Source organism: Nostoc sp. JL23 (assembly GCF_017115065.1).
GTDB classification, from domain to species: Bacteria; Cyanobacteriota; Cyanobacteriia; order Cyanobacteriales; family Nostocaceae; genus Nostoc; species Nostoc punctiforme_A.
In genome coordinates this window covers 1-14,100 of the sequence record NZ_JABXKN010000083.1, presented here as the reverse complement: position 1 = coordinate 14,100, position 14,100 = coordinate 1, and the positions used below count along the sequence as shown (strand labels likewise).

Below are 14,100 nucleotides of genomic sequence, written 5' to 3'. Positions count from 1 at the left end.
CTATTTCGGCGAACGCATTTGCTATTTCGGCGTACTCATTTGCTATTTCGGCGTACTCATTTGCTATTTCGGCGTACTCATTTGCTATTTCGGCGTACTCATTTGCTATTTCGGCGAACGCATTTGCTATTTCGGCGTACTCATTTGCTATTTCGGCGTATTTTAGCCAATACGCGCTACTTCTGCATATTCCGCTTCATTTGCTCTAACTCATCCTGAGTTTCCCAGCTACGGAACTTCTCTTCTAAGTCATCAAACCCACTAGAAAAATTGCTAGTTTGATTCGACCAGCCAATACTTTCCGAACGCTGCTGGGTTTGCGCTTTAGCACGGGCTGTTTGTGCTTCGGCGGCTTTAGCTTGTACCTCCTGTCGCCGTTGCTGAATTTTTTGCAGTAGTTCCTGAGATTGGTTAATGCGTTCTTTCAGCCCTTGCATGTGTCCCCAGCGCTGATTTCCTTCGCGCAATAGGGCTGCTTCTCGCTCACCCGCCGCCGCTGCCAAATCCTCTCTATTGGCGTTCTTGGCTTTTTGAATACGGATATGCCAACGCTGAATTTCTTGAGCGGTGGAGAGAATTTCTTCTTCCGATCGCTTCTCTTGTAATCTTAAATCTGCGATTAGCTTTAATGTATCTTCTTCTTGCTCACGCAGCTGTTCTAGCAGCGCTTCTAGCTCCAAATGTGGATTATTACGCAAGAATTCTTCTAAACGGTTTTCTAAAAACCGACTCAAATCATCAAATAAGCCCACTGCTAGAACTCCAGAGATCGGGTGCGTGACTATTTTATTGTAGTAGTCAAGTGGACTTCTGGGTGTTAGTTAGATTTCAAAGTTGGGAAGAATGTATTTAGTGAAAATACGCAAGTAACACTGACTAACAACATAAGGCTTTATATCAGCATGAGTTCTGACTTTCAACCACCACCTAAGAGCTTGTCCATACTAGCTACTGTAGGAGGAGTCGTTACCGCTGCGATCGCGATCGCAATTTTAAATGGTTGGTCTAAACAATTTTCCAATACTTCTATTATAAAAAAAGCTGAAATATCAACATCCCCAATTGCTTTACAACCAGAGAAACTCCAATCCCCTGTCTCTAGTGCAAAAGAAGCTGAAATAGTTGCCAGCCTTGATGCTCAATCCGTAGTTTTGCCAGGTCAACCCATTCCTAAGAACCAACTAACAGTAGCTATAATTCCCTATACTGCTCCTGGAGTTGGAAAACTGACTCCAGAAGAAACAACAACGGCACGTATTGCTTGGTCATACTTCCAGCGCAACTGGAACGATGAAACTGGCTTAGTTAATTCCGTTGATGGCTTTGCTGCTGTAAGTATGTGGGATCAGACAGCAGCGATCGCAGCCTTAGTCAGTGCTAGAGAACTCAATATCGTGCCTGTGGCTGAATTTGAAGCCAAAATGAGCAAAATGTTGAATACACTGGCATCAATGCCTTTGTATAAAGGAGAACTACCCAACAAAGTTTACAATGCGAAAACTCTCGTACCTGTTAATTATGGTCAACTAGAAAAACGGGAAGAAATTGGCTGGTCAGCCATTGATTTGGGAAGAATGGCAATCTGGTTAAAGATTGTCGAGGCAAAGTATCCAGAAATGCGATCGCAAACAGCAGCAGTTTGGAAACACTGGCAAGTCAAGCGTCTGACCACAAATGGCCAAATGTACGGTACTGCCGTTATCAAAGGCAAAGAACAGTACAATCAAGAAGGTCGCTTGGGCTATGAAAATTATGCTGCTTATGGTTTGAAGCTTTGGGGCTTGGATGTTAAGCAAGCCTTAGATTATCAGTCCCATACTGCCTTTGTCGATCTTTACGGACAGGGAATTCCTTACGACAAACGGGACTATCAAAATTCTGGAGCCAATAACTACGTTCTTAGCGAACCCTATATCTTAGATGGCATTGAAACTGGGTTTCAAGCTTTGCCTAAAGCTTATGCCGATCGGATTTTAGCTGCTCAAGCCGCGCGTTATGAAGCCACAAAACAATTAACTGCCGTCACCGAAGATAACTTAGATCGCCCGCCATACTTTGTTTACAGCAGCCTATTTGTCAACGGAGAACCTTGGGCAACCATCGCAGATACCAGAGAACAGCACAACAATTTGCGATTCCTCAGTGCCAAAGCTGCGATCGGCTGGCATGTACTTTATAACACTGCTTATACCCGTCAGTTATTTGATTTTGTTCAAGGCAACCTTCAGTCTCAAGAAGGCTGGTATAACGGCTTTTATGAGTCTCTGCGTCAGCCAAATAAAACTCTCACCGCTAATAATAATGGTGTAATTCTGGAGAGCTTACTGTATAAGCAAGTTGGGCAGCCACTTACTGTTTGGGCAGGAGTCAAGAGTCATAAGTCAACCGGGAAGACTATAAAAAGGCCGTAAGTTATTTCATATCCGTGATAATACCCCTCCCCAAAGCATCAGCTATGGTATCACACAAGTCAAATTACCCCCCTTAATCCCCCCTTGCCAAGGGGGGAAACAAGAAAATCTAGTTCCCTCCCCTTTGCAAGGGGAGGGTTAGGGTGGGGTAAAACCCTGGTTAATCAGCTACTTCAGACTTGTGTGTATACCGTAGCCTTAGCAAGAGAGGGTGCGCGTCAGCGCGGGTGGGCTTATCTGTCGTAAACATTTTTTGAATTGGTATAAATTGCTATTTTTCAAGGGTTTTCGGCATATTTCTTATAATAAAATGCCTTCAGTCGGTGAATACCCTAAAATTTGGTATCTTGCTCATGCTCAGACGCTTACGCAGCCGAAAAATTTCCTCAGTAGCGATGCTTGTGCTTGTTATATGCTTTACTCTGGTAAGTGTGCGTTCATTTGGGCAAACAATTATGACATCAGCACCCCAACTGCTCACCGACCCATTTTTGCAATTGCCAACTGCAACTTCAGTACGAGTAGTTTGGTTTACTGAATTTGCTGGTGTTAATCACACAGTAACCTACGGCGAAAATCTCAAACAAACTGCTAAGGCAAGTACTACCAAACTCAGTCGCACACGTGAAGACCAACAATCAAGAGTTGCAAACCAAACCGAAGACGGACAAGTTTATCAAAAGCCCGTCCAACGGGACATTTGGCGACATGAGGCTGAGGTAACTGGGTTAACTCCTGGTGTGCGGGTTAACTATCGTGTCACGAGTGTGCAAGAAGACGGCAAAAGTGTTGACAGTGATGTTTTCAGCCTTGCAGCTACTCCCAAATCAGATACACCACTAAAAATTCTACTTACCTCAGATCATCAATTAAAGCCGATGACAGCGGCAAATCTGCAAAAGGTGGTAGAAACAGTGGGGCGAGTTGATGGAGTGTGGTTTGCTGGTGATTTAGTCAATGTTAGCGATCGCGCGTCAGAATGGTTTGATGATAATGTTGGTGGTGCGTTGTTTCCCGGTTTACAAGGTCGTGCTAAATATGAAATAACGCACAACGACGTTAAGACAACCTACACTGGTGGACAAATAATTCAACACGCACCCATGTTTACTTGCATTGGTAATCATGAGGTGATGGGGCGCTTTGCCAGGACGGGAAGTTTAAATGATGAATTTGATGATACAATCCCCCGTGTAGTTGCTCAAAAAATCTACCCAGATAAATCTTTAATCGATAATTCTTTTAATACTAATACCTACGAAGAGATTTTCTCTTTACCAAAAAGTAAAGAGGGTGGAAAAAGATATTATGCAGTTAGTTTTGGTGATACGCGTTTGGTGGTACTCTACGCTACGAATATGTGGCGGACTCCCAACTTAAATGGAAAGCGTAGGGGTAGATATCAGGAAGCTGAAAAGGATTTAAATAATCCTGAAAATTGGGGTTATGGACAGGTGATTTATGAGCCAATTGCTAAAGGCAGTAAGCAGTACAATTGGCTAGAGTCGGAACTTAACAGCCCTGAGTTTCAACAAGCAAAATACAAAGTTGTGATGTTCCATCACCCACCCCATACTTTGGGTGATAATATAGTTCCTGCTTATACAGAACCAGTACAGATAATTGAACGGGATAGCGGCAATATCAAAGCAGTGCGTTACGAGTATCCCAAAGACGCAGATTATATTATCCGCGATGTTGTGCCTTTATTAGAAGCAGCTAATGTGCAATTAGTATTCTATGGGCATTCCCATTTGTGGAACCGCTTTGTTAGTCCCAGTGGAATGCACTTTCTAGAAACATCTAATGTGGGTAATACTTACGGTGCTGCTTGGGGTGAAAGAAAGCGAGAAGTACCAATTGGATATCAAGAGGATTATGTTCAGCTTGGCGATCCCAATGGGTTAGAACCGATAGTGCCAACAATTGCCCCAATGCTTGGTGAAGATGGAAAGCCGATGCCTTATATTGCGAGTAATGATATTACAGTTTTCAGTATCTTTGATACAGGGACGGGTACGATAAGTAGTTATCGTTTTGATACTCGTAAGCCTGATTCGGAAGTCTTGAAGTTTGACGAATTTAAGTTGAAATAGTCTTATAAGAGAAATCTAGGTTACGCATTGAAAACCTGAAATTTCGTTCGCGTAGCGCACTCCCCCTTAAAAAGGTTTGTCATTACATTAGTATCATTTGTTAAGTCTTGCACTTGGTTCTTATTCCCGCCTCGGAATAAATTCCAAGGCGGGATATCGGGTGAGCGCAATACTTTGACTGTTACAAAAATATGGATAACACAAGTAAACAAAGGGGGGATCTCTTCTGCGTCATTCCTGAGATTATAAGACCAATACGCTTGGGTTAAGCATTTTTTTCTTCTCTCTGTTCCCTCTGTGCCTCTGCGGTTCGTTAAAAAATTTGACTTTGATAAAAAGTTTTAGCCTTAACTGAACCGTATTGGATTATAGACTAGCGATCGCATCGGCAACTCGCCCAGAAACAAAGGGCAAAATATCCCGACTCCTAGCTTGGGCTTTCCCTTCAGTAAATACCACTAAGAGGTAAGGACGCTGTTCTGGTAATTCAATATACGCGGCATCATGGTGAACTTGACTTGTCCAACCTGCCTTTGACCAAATTTGAGCATTTTCAGGGAGTCCACCGCCTAAAAAACCTGTTACCTGATCTTCGTCTCTGTCAGTGGGCAAATCGTTGAGAGGACGTTTGAGTAAAGCCATCATGGCTTGCGATCGCGCACTTGAAACCGCCACTCCACCTACAATACTATGCAGTAACCTAGCGATCGCATTTGTGGTCAACATATTGCGATTTTCCAGTAACTCTCCCACAAATGCCCGTTCTCGTCCATAAGGGCCATCACTCCAAGTTTTTTGACAGACGTTAATCGTCTCCATTTCTTCCCAACCCAAAGATTGGTAATAGCGGTTAACAATATTACGCTGATATTTCCAGGTTTCAAAGGGGCCAACTGGTAATTCTGGCCCTGATGTGGTGCCACTCAAAATATCCACAACCAAGCTGGTAGCATCGTTACCAGAATCAACAATCATATCCCGCAAAGCTCGCTCCAACTCCTTGGAGGTTTGACTCATGCCTTTTTCTAGCCATTCATTTACCGCCACCAGGTAAAATAGCTTGACTACACTGGCAGGATAAATCCGCTCAACACCCCGATAAGTGAAACCACGAACTGGGTGATCCCAAAAAGCGTTGGGAGTCAGCGCCCCACCAGTATTTACTCGCACTGGTGGATCGTAAACAACCCAAGTCAAGGCAATTTGGTTACGTGCTAAGGTCGGAAATGCTGCCCAAGTTGCATCTAAAATGCCATTACCAAGATTTTCGAGTTGTTCGTCTTTATTAAAAAAAATCATTCTCTAATAATGTCCTTTAATCTAAAATCCAAAATCCAAAATCCACAATCAGGGGAGTATCAGTGTTTAGCTGACCTGAATTTATATGATTCTCCTGAATGTACGCGTTTAGCAACTCAAGCTGCATCTGGGAGACATTTGTGGGTAACATCAAATCATCAAAATTCGGCGGTTGAGGTGTATTTATGTGAAGATGACTATCCAGGATGGGTATCTCTTTCAGATTTTGATTCATTACAATCTGCTACTGTACCTTATCAGGCTGCAACATTTTCTGAATCGGAGATTAAAAAACTCCTAGCAGAGATTATCGCCTTTACCCAAAAAGCGATGCAACAATCAAATTATTACCTTTGGGGTGGTACGGTTGGGCCAAATTATGACTGTTCTGGCTTAATGCAGGCGGCGTTTGCTTCCGTGGGTATTTGGCTACCTAGAGATGCCTATCAACAGGAAGGATTCACTCAACCAATTACAATTGCAGAATTAGCAGCCGGGGATCTGGTCTTTTTTGGCACTAGCCAAAAAGCCACCCATGTAGGGCTTTATTTGGCGGATGGTTATTATATCCATAGTTCTGGGAAAGAACAGGGACGGAATGGGATCGGAATTGATATTCTCTCGGAACAGGGAGATGCGGTTAGTCAGTCGTACTATCAGCAGCTGCGAGGTGCTGGTAGAGTTTTTAAGAGTTACGAACCACAGAGACGCTGAGGGCGCTGAGACTTATGAGGAGTGGGTTGATTTCCGAAAGGAGTAGTGAGGAAGATGGGGCGATTTCAGCAATTGTCCCAGATGTTTCGGTGGTGGTGCCGATACATGACGAGGTGGAAAGTTTGCCGCTTTTACTAGAAGCGATCGCCTCTACTTTATCTTCTAGTCAGGTAAATTATGAAATCATTTGTGTAGATGATGGTTCTACAGATGGTTCTGGGGCTTTTCTCAAAGAACAGGCACAAATCCGCACTGATTTAAAGGCGGTGATTTTGCGTCGCAACTACGGACAAACTGCGGCGATGGCTGCTGGATTTTATTATGCAGTCGGTAAAGCGATCGTTACTTTAGATGCCGATCTCCAAAACGATCCGGCTGATATCCCGATGTTATTAGCAAAGCTGGATGAGGGTTACGATTTGGTGAGTGGTTGGCGGCAAAAACGCCAAGATGGGGCTGTCAATCGGTTACTTCCTTCCAAAATTGCCAATTGGCTAATTCGCCGCACCACTAGTGTAAATATTCATGACTATGGCTGTTCGCTGAAAGCCTATCGTGCAGAACTTTTGGCAGATATGAACCTCTACGGAGAATTACACCGATTTTTACCTGCTTTGGCGTACATCGAAGGCGCTAGAATTACTGAAATACCTGTACGTCATCATGCCCGTCGCTTTGGTCGTAGTAAATATGGAATTTGGCGGACATTCCGGGTATTGATGGATTTGTTAACCATTCTGTTTATGAAAAAATTCCTCACCCGTCCAATGCACGTTTTTGGGCTGTTGGGCTTGATTTCCATGTTTTCGGGCACTGCGATCGGAATTTACTTGACTTTTGTCAAATTGGCTTTAGGTGAGATGATTGGCAATCGCCCTTTGCTGATTTTGGCAGTTCTATTGTTACTAACTGGAGTGCAGTTGTTTTGCTTCGGTCTTTTGGCAGAATTGCTCATGCGTACATACCACGAATCCCAAGGGCGGCCTATCTATCGCGTGCGAGAGGTGGTAGCAAAAAATCTTAAGTAACGTAACAATAAGCGCCTGCTGCTTAAATGCTACTTAAAACGCTAGCCTTGAAGAATCCAGTAACTAATACATACTAAATCATGTTACCTAAACCCAAAAAGCACTGGACTCCTTCAAATTGGGCAAGTTGGAAACCTTTTGGCATTGGTGAACAGTACCCTAACAACTATTGGGAAGTATTTCGGGCAATCTGGCTGTCTCGTGGCAAATTACCTTACGCGTGGAATATTCTCGATAAAGGTGTCTGTGATGGTTGCGCTCTCGGAACAACTGGGATGAAGGATTGGACTTTAGATGGTATCCATCTCTGCAATGTCCGGTTGCGGCTGTTGCGGATGAATACGATGCCAGCTTTTGACCCTCTGCTATTGGCAGATGTCTCGCAGTTGCAAAAGCAAAAAAGTGCCCAATTACGCGACTTGGGAAGGCTCCCGTACCCGATGATTCGTCAACGCGGGGAAAAAGGCTTTCGCCGTGTGACCTGGGATGAAGCTTTAGGGGTAATTAGCGATCGCATCCGCAGTACTACACCAGATCGTCTCAGTTTCTATGTCACCAGTCGCGGTACTGTCAACGAAACTTATTATGCTACCCAAAAAGCTGTGCGGGCAATGGGAAGCAATAATATTGATAACGCTGCCCGCATTTGTCATTCTCCCAGTACGGCGGGATTGAAAGCTGCTATCGGTGCTGGGGCTACCACTTGTTCTTATAAAGACTGGATTGGTACTGATTTATTAGTCTTCATTGGCTCCAATGTTGCCAACAATCAGCCTGTTACCGTTAAGTATCTCCATTACGCTAAGAAAGCTGGCACAAAGATTGTAGTCATTAATACTTACCGCGAACCAGGAATGGAGCGCTATTGGGTTCCCTCAATTGTAGAAAGTGCCGTTTTCGGTACAAAGTTTGCCGAAGACTTCTTCTTAATTAACATGGGCGGGGATATAGCATTTTTAAATGGCACTATTAAACATATAATTGCTAACAACTGGGTAGACCAATCATTTATAAATTTACATACAGTTGGCTTTGCCGAACTCAAAACATCTTTAGAAAGCCAATCTTGGGAAGAATTGGAGCGGCTTTCTGGAACATCGCGTGAGTCAATGTACGCCTTTGCCAAAATGGTCAAAGAAGCGAATAAAGCCGTGTTTGTTTGGAGTATGGGCATTACTCAGCATGAATGCGGTGAAGATAATGTGCGAAGTATCATTAACTTAGCTCTCACCAAAGGTTTTGTCGGTCGGGAAGGTTGTGGTTTAATGCCAATTCGCGGGCACTCTGGGGTGCAGGGTGGTGCAGAAATGGGATGTTACGCGACAGTATTTCCTGGTGGTAAACCTATCACTCCAGAAAATGCTGCCCAATTGAGTCAGCATTGGGGCTTTGATGTGCCAGCAAGCAAAGGTTTAATTGCTCCAGAAATGATTAACGCCGCACATCAGGGGGAAATAGAAGTGTTGGTTTCTGTGGGGGGAAATTTTTTAGAAGTGCTGCCAGAACCAGATTATGTGGAAGCAGCGTTGAAGAAAATACCACTGCGGGTACATATAGATATTGTTCTCTCCAGCCAAATGTTGGTAGAACCTGCTGATACTGTGGTGCTGTTACCTGCGACGACTCGCTACGAAATACCAGGGGGAGTCACAGAAACTAACACCGAACGCCGAGTAATTTTCAATCCAGAAATTCCAGGGCCGCGCATTGGAGAAGCGCGCCCAGAGTGGGAAGTGTTTTTAGAATTGGCAAGACGGGTAAAACCAGATTTGGCAGATAAGCTGGCTTTTGCGGACACAGCTGCTATCCGTCAAGAAATTGCTCAAGTTGTCCCCCAATATGCTGGTATTCAACACTTACAGCAAGCTGGCGATCAATTTCAATATGGCGGCTCACATTTGTGCTTTGGTTGGAATTTCCCGACAGCCGATGGGAAGGCACACTTTGGCGTATTATTGCCACGCCAAAGAGAATTACCAGAAGGCTATTTTTTATTAGCAACCCGCCGAGGCAAACAATTTAATAGTATGGTGCAGGAACGCAAAGATGCCATTACTGGGGCGATGCGAGAGGCGGTGCTAATGAATGCTGCTGATGCGGCACAGTTGGGTTTAAAAGATAGCGATCGCGTCATTCTTAAGAATGATTTAGGTGAGTTGTTATGTCAAGTCTACATTGCGCCAATTCAGTCAGGTAACTTGCAAGTACATTGGCCAGAAGGGAATGTGCTACTAGATAAAAGTAAGCGATCGCTCGAAGGTGTCCCTGATTATAATGCGATCGTGCGCTTGGAAAAAAAATGCGACAAATAGACCATTTGTAGAGACGCGATTCATCGCGTCTTTACCCAAAGATGTGTTGCAATCATTAATTGAATTGGTATAATCAAGCAAACTTGATAAAATTTGCATCAAAACTACCGCAAAGATAAGCATCTCTGCGGTAGTTCTAAGTTAACCACTATTAAAGTAGAGCAAAAACAGCCAGATCTAGCTTAATTTGCTACTTTCAGTTATCCCTAATTTTAGATACCCATTGAGAGTTCTTAGACTTACCTAACCTATCGCTTCCACTACACTCAACATGAAATTAATCCGTTGCTCAAACTCCAGATTTTTGATCAATGCGATAAATTCATCCGTTTCACCAGGAAGTTGATAGTCAGAGGGCACTTGAATTATGCTTCCATCCTCCATTCCTTGTGCCAGCAGAAACCAAACGTCTAATTTGGCATTGGGACTTAGACTATTATAGGTTTGGCTGATATCGTTAGCTGCACCATTAATAATGTCGCGTTGTGCTTGCAGTTGCTCTTCTTTAGACAAGTCCAGGAATTTGTCAAAGAGTGCTTTAGCAGGAACTTCTACGCTTTGAGGAGGTGCAGGCTTTAGCTGCTCTTTAAGATCCAAATAACCGAACCAAAGTAGGGCTAGCTGAGTATCTACATCAAAGCGTTGAAAACTTTCTAAAGCCGGTTTTGTTGCTTCATCAATTGTGTAAGTCATAAAAAACTCCAACTAAGTTAAGGGTATTCTGATTTCGTTAGTTACGGAAATGAGAAAATTTGCTTTCAGTACCTTCATATAACTTAACGAACAAATAGAAATGGATAACCCTACTTAGGGTAGGGATCGCTACATAAGACAGATATAGATAACTGAAATTGCTAGTTACAAAAATGCCTATTTCGATGTATATGCAAGCTAAGTAACGTCTGTGACTCTAAGCGATCGCTTGAAAGGGTTCCTGATTATAATGCATATAGTACGCTTAGAAAAGCAAACCTAATATTAAGGCTTTCCGACTGCTACGCTCAACTTAACATCACTCCAAAACTTGCAGCCATGTCTGTCGCCAAAGATTTTGAAACCCCAGAAGATGTTATATTTCCACCTGGGGATTTAGAAAGTAACGAACCACCATTGGAAACATACCTACATTTGCAGCAAATGCTGCTATTGATAAAATGTATTGATTGGTGGTGGCGAGACATCAATCGCTTTAATGACTACTTTGCGGCGGGGAATATTAGCATTCATTACAGTCCACGCCAGCGTAAATCCGAAGACTTTCGGGGGCCAGATTTCTTTGTCGTTTTAAATACTGAACGCAAACCCCGTGATAGTTGGGTTGTTTGGGAAGAAGACGGCAAATATCCAAATTTGATTATAGAACTGCTTTCAAAATCAACCGCAGCGATTGACAAGGGCTTAAAAAAACAAATTTATCAAGATATCTTTCGCACTCCTGAATATTTCTGGTTTGACCCCAAGAATCTAGAATTTGCTGGGTTTATTTTGGTGGGAGGTACATATCAACCTATAGAACCCAACCCACAAGGATTGTTGTGGAGTCAGCAGCTAAGTTTGTACTTGGGCGTTCATGAAAATCAATTACGCTATTTCAATGCCGAAGGACAAGTAATTCCTACACCTGAAGAAATTGCCCAGTGGGAAGCGGAACACGCCGAACAAGAAAGACAACGTGCTGAACAAGAAAAACAACGTGCTGAACGCCTAGCAGCAAAACTGCGAGAATTGGGTGTTGACCCAGATACGATTTAAAGTATGTAGACTTGCTCTAAAAATTATGGAAGCTCAACCAAAGGAGGTTAGGAATTATTTAACATATAACGTTATCAATCCTTTTTTGAGTGGTTAATTACTACTTTCTTAAAAACACCAATTATTGATAAATGAACATTGACACATAAATTTTATCAGCCCAGTAGTGTGAACATGATAATGTCAACCCTACAAGCATAATTACAAATCACTATTATTTATTCTCAACAACCTCTAGACCTGTCCTAGCTACTGATTTAAGATCAACATTTTGACTGTTTAGCAGCACTACTATAGTGGTATTTTCATTGGGTAAATATGCAAGCAATGTTGCGAAGCCATAAGCCATACCACTATGCCCAATTGCTTTTGCTAAAGGAGATGAAAACCGTTCTACACCCAAGCCATAGCTATAGCCTGCGCCATTATCTTTAAATTTCAGCATTTCTTTCATCATCTTCGACGAAAGTAAAGTTTTTTTGACAAATAACGCTTTGGCGAACTTGGCTAAATCCTCTGCTGTTGAAACCAATCCCCCATCTCCCAAACCATTGCCATCATTGACTTGGGCGTAGCTATCTAGCTTACCATCCTTATTGCGATCGCCATAACCTGTAGCAACTTCGCCAATTGTCGGTTCGCGCAATTCTGTGAAGGTATGTTTTAATCCCAATGGTTTTAAAATCTGGCTGCGGATTGCTTGTGCGAGAGTTCCCCTAGTGATGTTTTCAACAATCAGTTCCAAAAGAATGTAGTTGCAATCAGTATAAATAAATTTTTCTCCAGGATTTGCCTGCGGTTCTTCTTGATACATATACTGAATAGCTTCTCTAGCTGTCCAAGGCTGTGAGCGGCTTCTTTTCGCTGTAGCTTGAATAAATTCTTTTGTATCTAAGTATTCAGCAACACCACTAGTATGGTTGAGCAGTTGACGAACTGTAATTTTTTCGCTGTTGACAATATGAGGACTAATATCTCTTGGTAAGTAGGTTGCGATCGCCCCATCTAATTCTATCTTCCCTTGCTCCACTAATTTCAGGACAACTACCGCCATAAAAGTTTTACTCATACTGGCAATAGAAAAGCCATCTGTGGGTTTCATCCGAGTTTTAGTTGACAAGTTATTGACACCAGATGCTCCTAACCAAGAACCTTTAGGTGTAGTAATATACATGACTGCACCAGGGATTTTCTGTTCTACAATTATCTCATTTAAAAGTTTTTGTAATTGAGAACTTTTTCCTACGGTGGAGGTAGAAATCACTTGTTTAGCAAGAGATTTTTCAATTACTCTCTGACTAATGTTACTAGCTACTAAATATCCTGTAAAACCAAGGGAAATCACAAAGACTATTGCCAATAAAATTTTGCTGAAAGCCAAAAGTTTTAGGTTCATTTTACTTACTAAACAGAAACCGAACTTTGTTCCCAGATTAGGGTCAAAATTTAAATTCACCAACTCTCAAAAATATGAAAATGGCAACTAAAAGCAAGACCAAAGCCACTGTCTGGGTTGTGGAAAATGGTAAAATGCGATCGCGTTTAGACCAACTCACCACTGAAGAACCTTTAGAAATTCGTCTTGTTCCTTTCCAGAAGACGGTAGCTGTAACAATGCGGACACCAGGGGCAGATTTTGAACTAGCTGCCGGTTTCCTCTACAGTGAAGGAGTCGTTAATAGCAGAGAAGATATTCGACGTATCAGCTACTGCGTTGATGAATTGGTGGATGGTGAACAGCACCATAATATTGTAAATGTGGAACTGCGGGATGGTTTAATTCCAGACTTACAGCTTTTGGAGCGTCATTTCTACACTAGTAGCGCCTGTGGGGTGTGTGGTAAAGCTAGCCTTGAGGCTTTACGTCTGCGGGGATGTCCAGTGATTTCTTCTGGACCAACGGTAACACCTGAGATTATCTACAGCCTACCAGATAAACTCCGGGCTGCTCAAGGTATTTTCACCGCTACAGGGGGTTTGCACGCTGCGGCTATCTTCGATATTCAAGGACAACTATTAAATCTGTGGGAGGATGTTGGGCGACATAATGCTTTGGATAAATTGATTGGTACAGCTTTGCTCAGTAATGAGTTGCCTTTAAATAATTGTATTGTCCTGGTTAGTGGGCGCTCTAGTTTTGAGATTTTGCAAAAGTCTACAACTGCTGGAGTTCCTATTGTCTGTTCTGTTTCCGCTCCCAGTAGTTTGGCGGTATCTGTCGCCAAGGAATTCGGGATTACCTTAATTGGATTTCTGCGCGGAGAACGGTTCAATATTTACACTGGTTTGCAAAGAATTAAGGCTGCTTAAGAACACTTTTATAGTGGCGTAGCAAGGCTAAATTGTTGCAAAAAAATTTGTAGGTTGAGTTGAGCAACGCGAAACCCAACATTGATCGGCTCGGTTAAGACATCTTTGTGCTTTTTCTTAATGATATCATGTTCGGTAAATCACTTACGATTAAGCCCCGATTTTAATCCACCAGTGA

At 42.7% G+C, this 14,100-nt stretch carries 11 protein-coding genes; 7 read left to right on the top strand and 4 right to left on the bottom strand.

The window, feature by feature from the left end:
- Positions 1-176: 176 nt before the first annotated feature.
- Positions 177-752, bottom strand: coding sequence for a TIGR04376 family protein (locus HWQ42_RS17255; protein ID WP_292731676.1), 576 nt, complete (start codon positions 750-752; stop codon positions 177-179).
- A gap of 150 nt (positions 753-902) precedes the next feature.
- Here HWQ42_RS17255 and HWQ42_RS17250 point away from each other — a divergent pair, with 150 nt between their 5' ends.
- On the top strand, positions 903-2,411 hold the full coding sequence (locus HWQ42_RS17250; RefSeq protein WP_292814272.1) for a DUF3131 domain-containing protein: 1,509 nt from the start codon (positions 903-905) through the stop codon (positions 2,409-2,411).
- A 455-nt stretch (positions 2,412-2,866) separates the two neighbouring features.
- Complete coding sequence (locus tag HWQ42_RS17245) at positions 2,867-4,507, top strand: metallophosphoesterase family protein (protein WP_292814270.1); 1,641 nt, start codon at positions 2,867-2,869, stop codon at positions 4,505-4,507.
- 366 nt (positions 4,508-4,873) lie between these two features.
- On the opposite strand, the gene HWQ42_RS17240 is transcribed toward HWQ42_RS17245, so the two are convergent.
- Positions 4,874-5,806, bottom strand: a complete 933-nt coding sequence (locus HWQ42_RS17240) for a serine hydrolase (protein ID WP_292731682.1) — start codon at positions 5,804-5,806, stop codon at positions 4,874-4,876.
- Positions 5,807-5,815: 9 nt separating this feature from the next.
- Between HWQ42_RS17240 and HWQ42_RS17235 the strand changes: the two genes are divergently transcribed.
- The 3 genes from HWQ42_RS17235 to HWQ42_RS17225 all read left to right on the top strand — a co-directional run bounded on the left by HWQ42_RS17235 (position 5,816) and on the right by HWQ42_RS17225 (position 9,860).
- Positions 5,816-6,520, top strand: a complete 705-nt coding sequence (locus HWQ42_RS17235) for a C40 family peptidase (RefSeq protein ID WP_292731684.1) — start codon at positions 5,816-5,818, stop codon at positions 6,518-6,520.
- A gap of 14 nt (positions 6,521-6,534) precedes the next feature.
- Positions 6,535-7,548 carry a glycosyltransferase family 2 protein gene (locus HWQ42_RS17230; RefSeq protein WP_292731685.1) on the top strand — a complete coding sequence of 338 codons (1,014 nt, stop codon included), beginning with the start codon at positions 6,535-6,537 and terminating at the stop codon, positions 7,546-7,548.
- 80 nt (positions 7,549-7,628) lie between these two features.
- Positions 7,629-9,860, top strand: coding sequence for an FdhF/YdeP family oxidoreductase (locus HWQ42_RS17225; RefSeq protein ID WP_292814268.1), 2,232 nt, complete (start codon positions 7,629-7,631; stop codon positions 9,858-9,860).
- Positions 9,861-10,103: 243 nt separating this feature from the next.
- Here HWQ42_RS17225 and HWQ42_RS17220 read toward each other — a convergent pair whose 3' ends face one another.
- Positions 10,104-10,553 (bottom strand): orange carotenoid protein N-terminal domain-containing protein, encoded by a 450-nt coding sequence (locus tag HWQ42_RS17220; protein WP_292814266.1) that lies wholly within the window; start codon positions 10,551-10,553, stop codon positions 10,104-10,106.
- Positions 10,554-10,892: 339 nt separating this feature from the next.
- Here HWQ42_RS17220 and HWQ42_RS17215 point away from each other — a divergent pair, with 339 nt between their 5' ends.
- The gene (locus HWQ42_RS17215) at positions 10,893-11,612 is read left to right on the top strand and encodes a Uma2 family endonuclease (RefSeq protein ID WP_292814264.1); all 720 of its coding nucleotides are present in this window, start codon (positions 10,893-10,895) and stop codon (positions 11,610-11,612) included.
- A gap of 214 nt (positions 11,613-11,826) precedes the next feature.
- Here HWQ42_RS17215 and HWQ42_RS17210 read toward each other — a convergent pair whose 3' ends face one another.
- Positions 11,827-13,008 (bottom strand): serine hydrolase, encoded by a 1,182-nt coding sequence (locus HWQ42_RS17210; RefSeq protein WP_292814262.1) that lies wholly within the window; start codon positions 13,006-13,008, stop codon positions 11,827-11,829.
- Between the two features lie 74 nt (positions 13,009-13,082).
- Here HWQ42_RS17210 and fdhD point away from each other — a divergent pair, with 74 nt between their 5' ends.
- Positions 13,083-13,922 (top strand): formate dehydrogenase accessory sulfurtransferase FdhD, encoded by an 840-nt coding sequence (fdhD, locus tag HWQ42_RS17205; RefSeq protein WP_292814260.1) that lies wholly within the window; start codon positions 13,083-13,085, stop codon positions 13,920-13,922.
- Positions 13,923-14,100 lie beyond the last annotated feature (178 nt).

Excerpts from the sequence above, each read along its gene's own strand:
- HWQ42_RS17250 (WP_292814272.1), top strand. The coding sequence starts at position 903 with ATGAGTTCTGACTTTCAACCACCACCTAAGAGCTTGTCCATACTAGCT.
- HWQ42_RS17245 (WP_292814270.1), top strand. The coding sequence starts at position 2,867 with ATGACATCAGCACCCCAACTGCTCACCGACCCATTTTTGCAATTGCCA.
- HWQ42_RS17240 (WP_292731682.1), bottom strand. The coding sequence starts at position 5,806 with ATGATTTTTTTTAATAAAGACGAACAACTCGAAAATCTTGGTAATGGC.
- HWQ42_RS17235 (WP_292731684.1), top strand. The coding sequence starts at position 5,816 with ATGTCCTTTAATCTAAAATCCAAAATCCAAAATCCACAATCAGGGGAG.
- HWQ42_RS17230 (WP_292731685.1), top strand. The coding sequence starts at position 6,535 with ATGAGGAGTGGGTTGATTTCCGAAAGGAGTAGTGAGGAAGATGGGGCG.
- HWQ42_RS17225 (WP_292814268.1), top strand. The coding sequence starts at position 7,629 with ATGTTACCTAAACCCAAAAAGCACTGGACTCCTTCAAATTGGGCAAGT.
- HWQ42_RS17220 (WP_292814266.1), bottom strand. The coding sequence starts at position 10,553 with ATGACTTACACAATTGATGAAGCAACAAAACCGGCTTTAGAAAGTTTT.
- HWQ42_RS17215 (WP_292814264.1), top strand. The coding sequence starts at position 10,893 with ATGTCTGTCGCCAAAGATTTTGAAACCCCAGAAGATGTTATATTTCCA.
- HWQ42_RS17210 (WP_292814262.1), bottom strand. The coding sequence starts at position 13,008 with ATGAACCTAAAACTTTTGGCTTTCAGCAAAATTTTATTGGCAATAGTC.
- fdhD (WP_292814260.1), top strand. The coding sequence starts at position 13,083 with ATGAAAATGGCAACTAAAAGCAAGACCAAAGCCACTGTCTGGGTTGTG.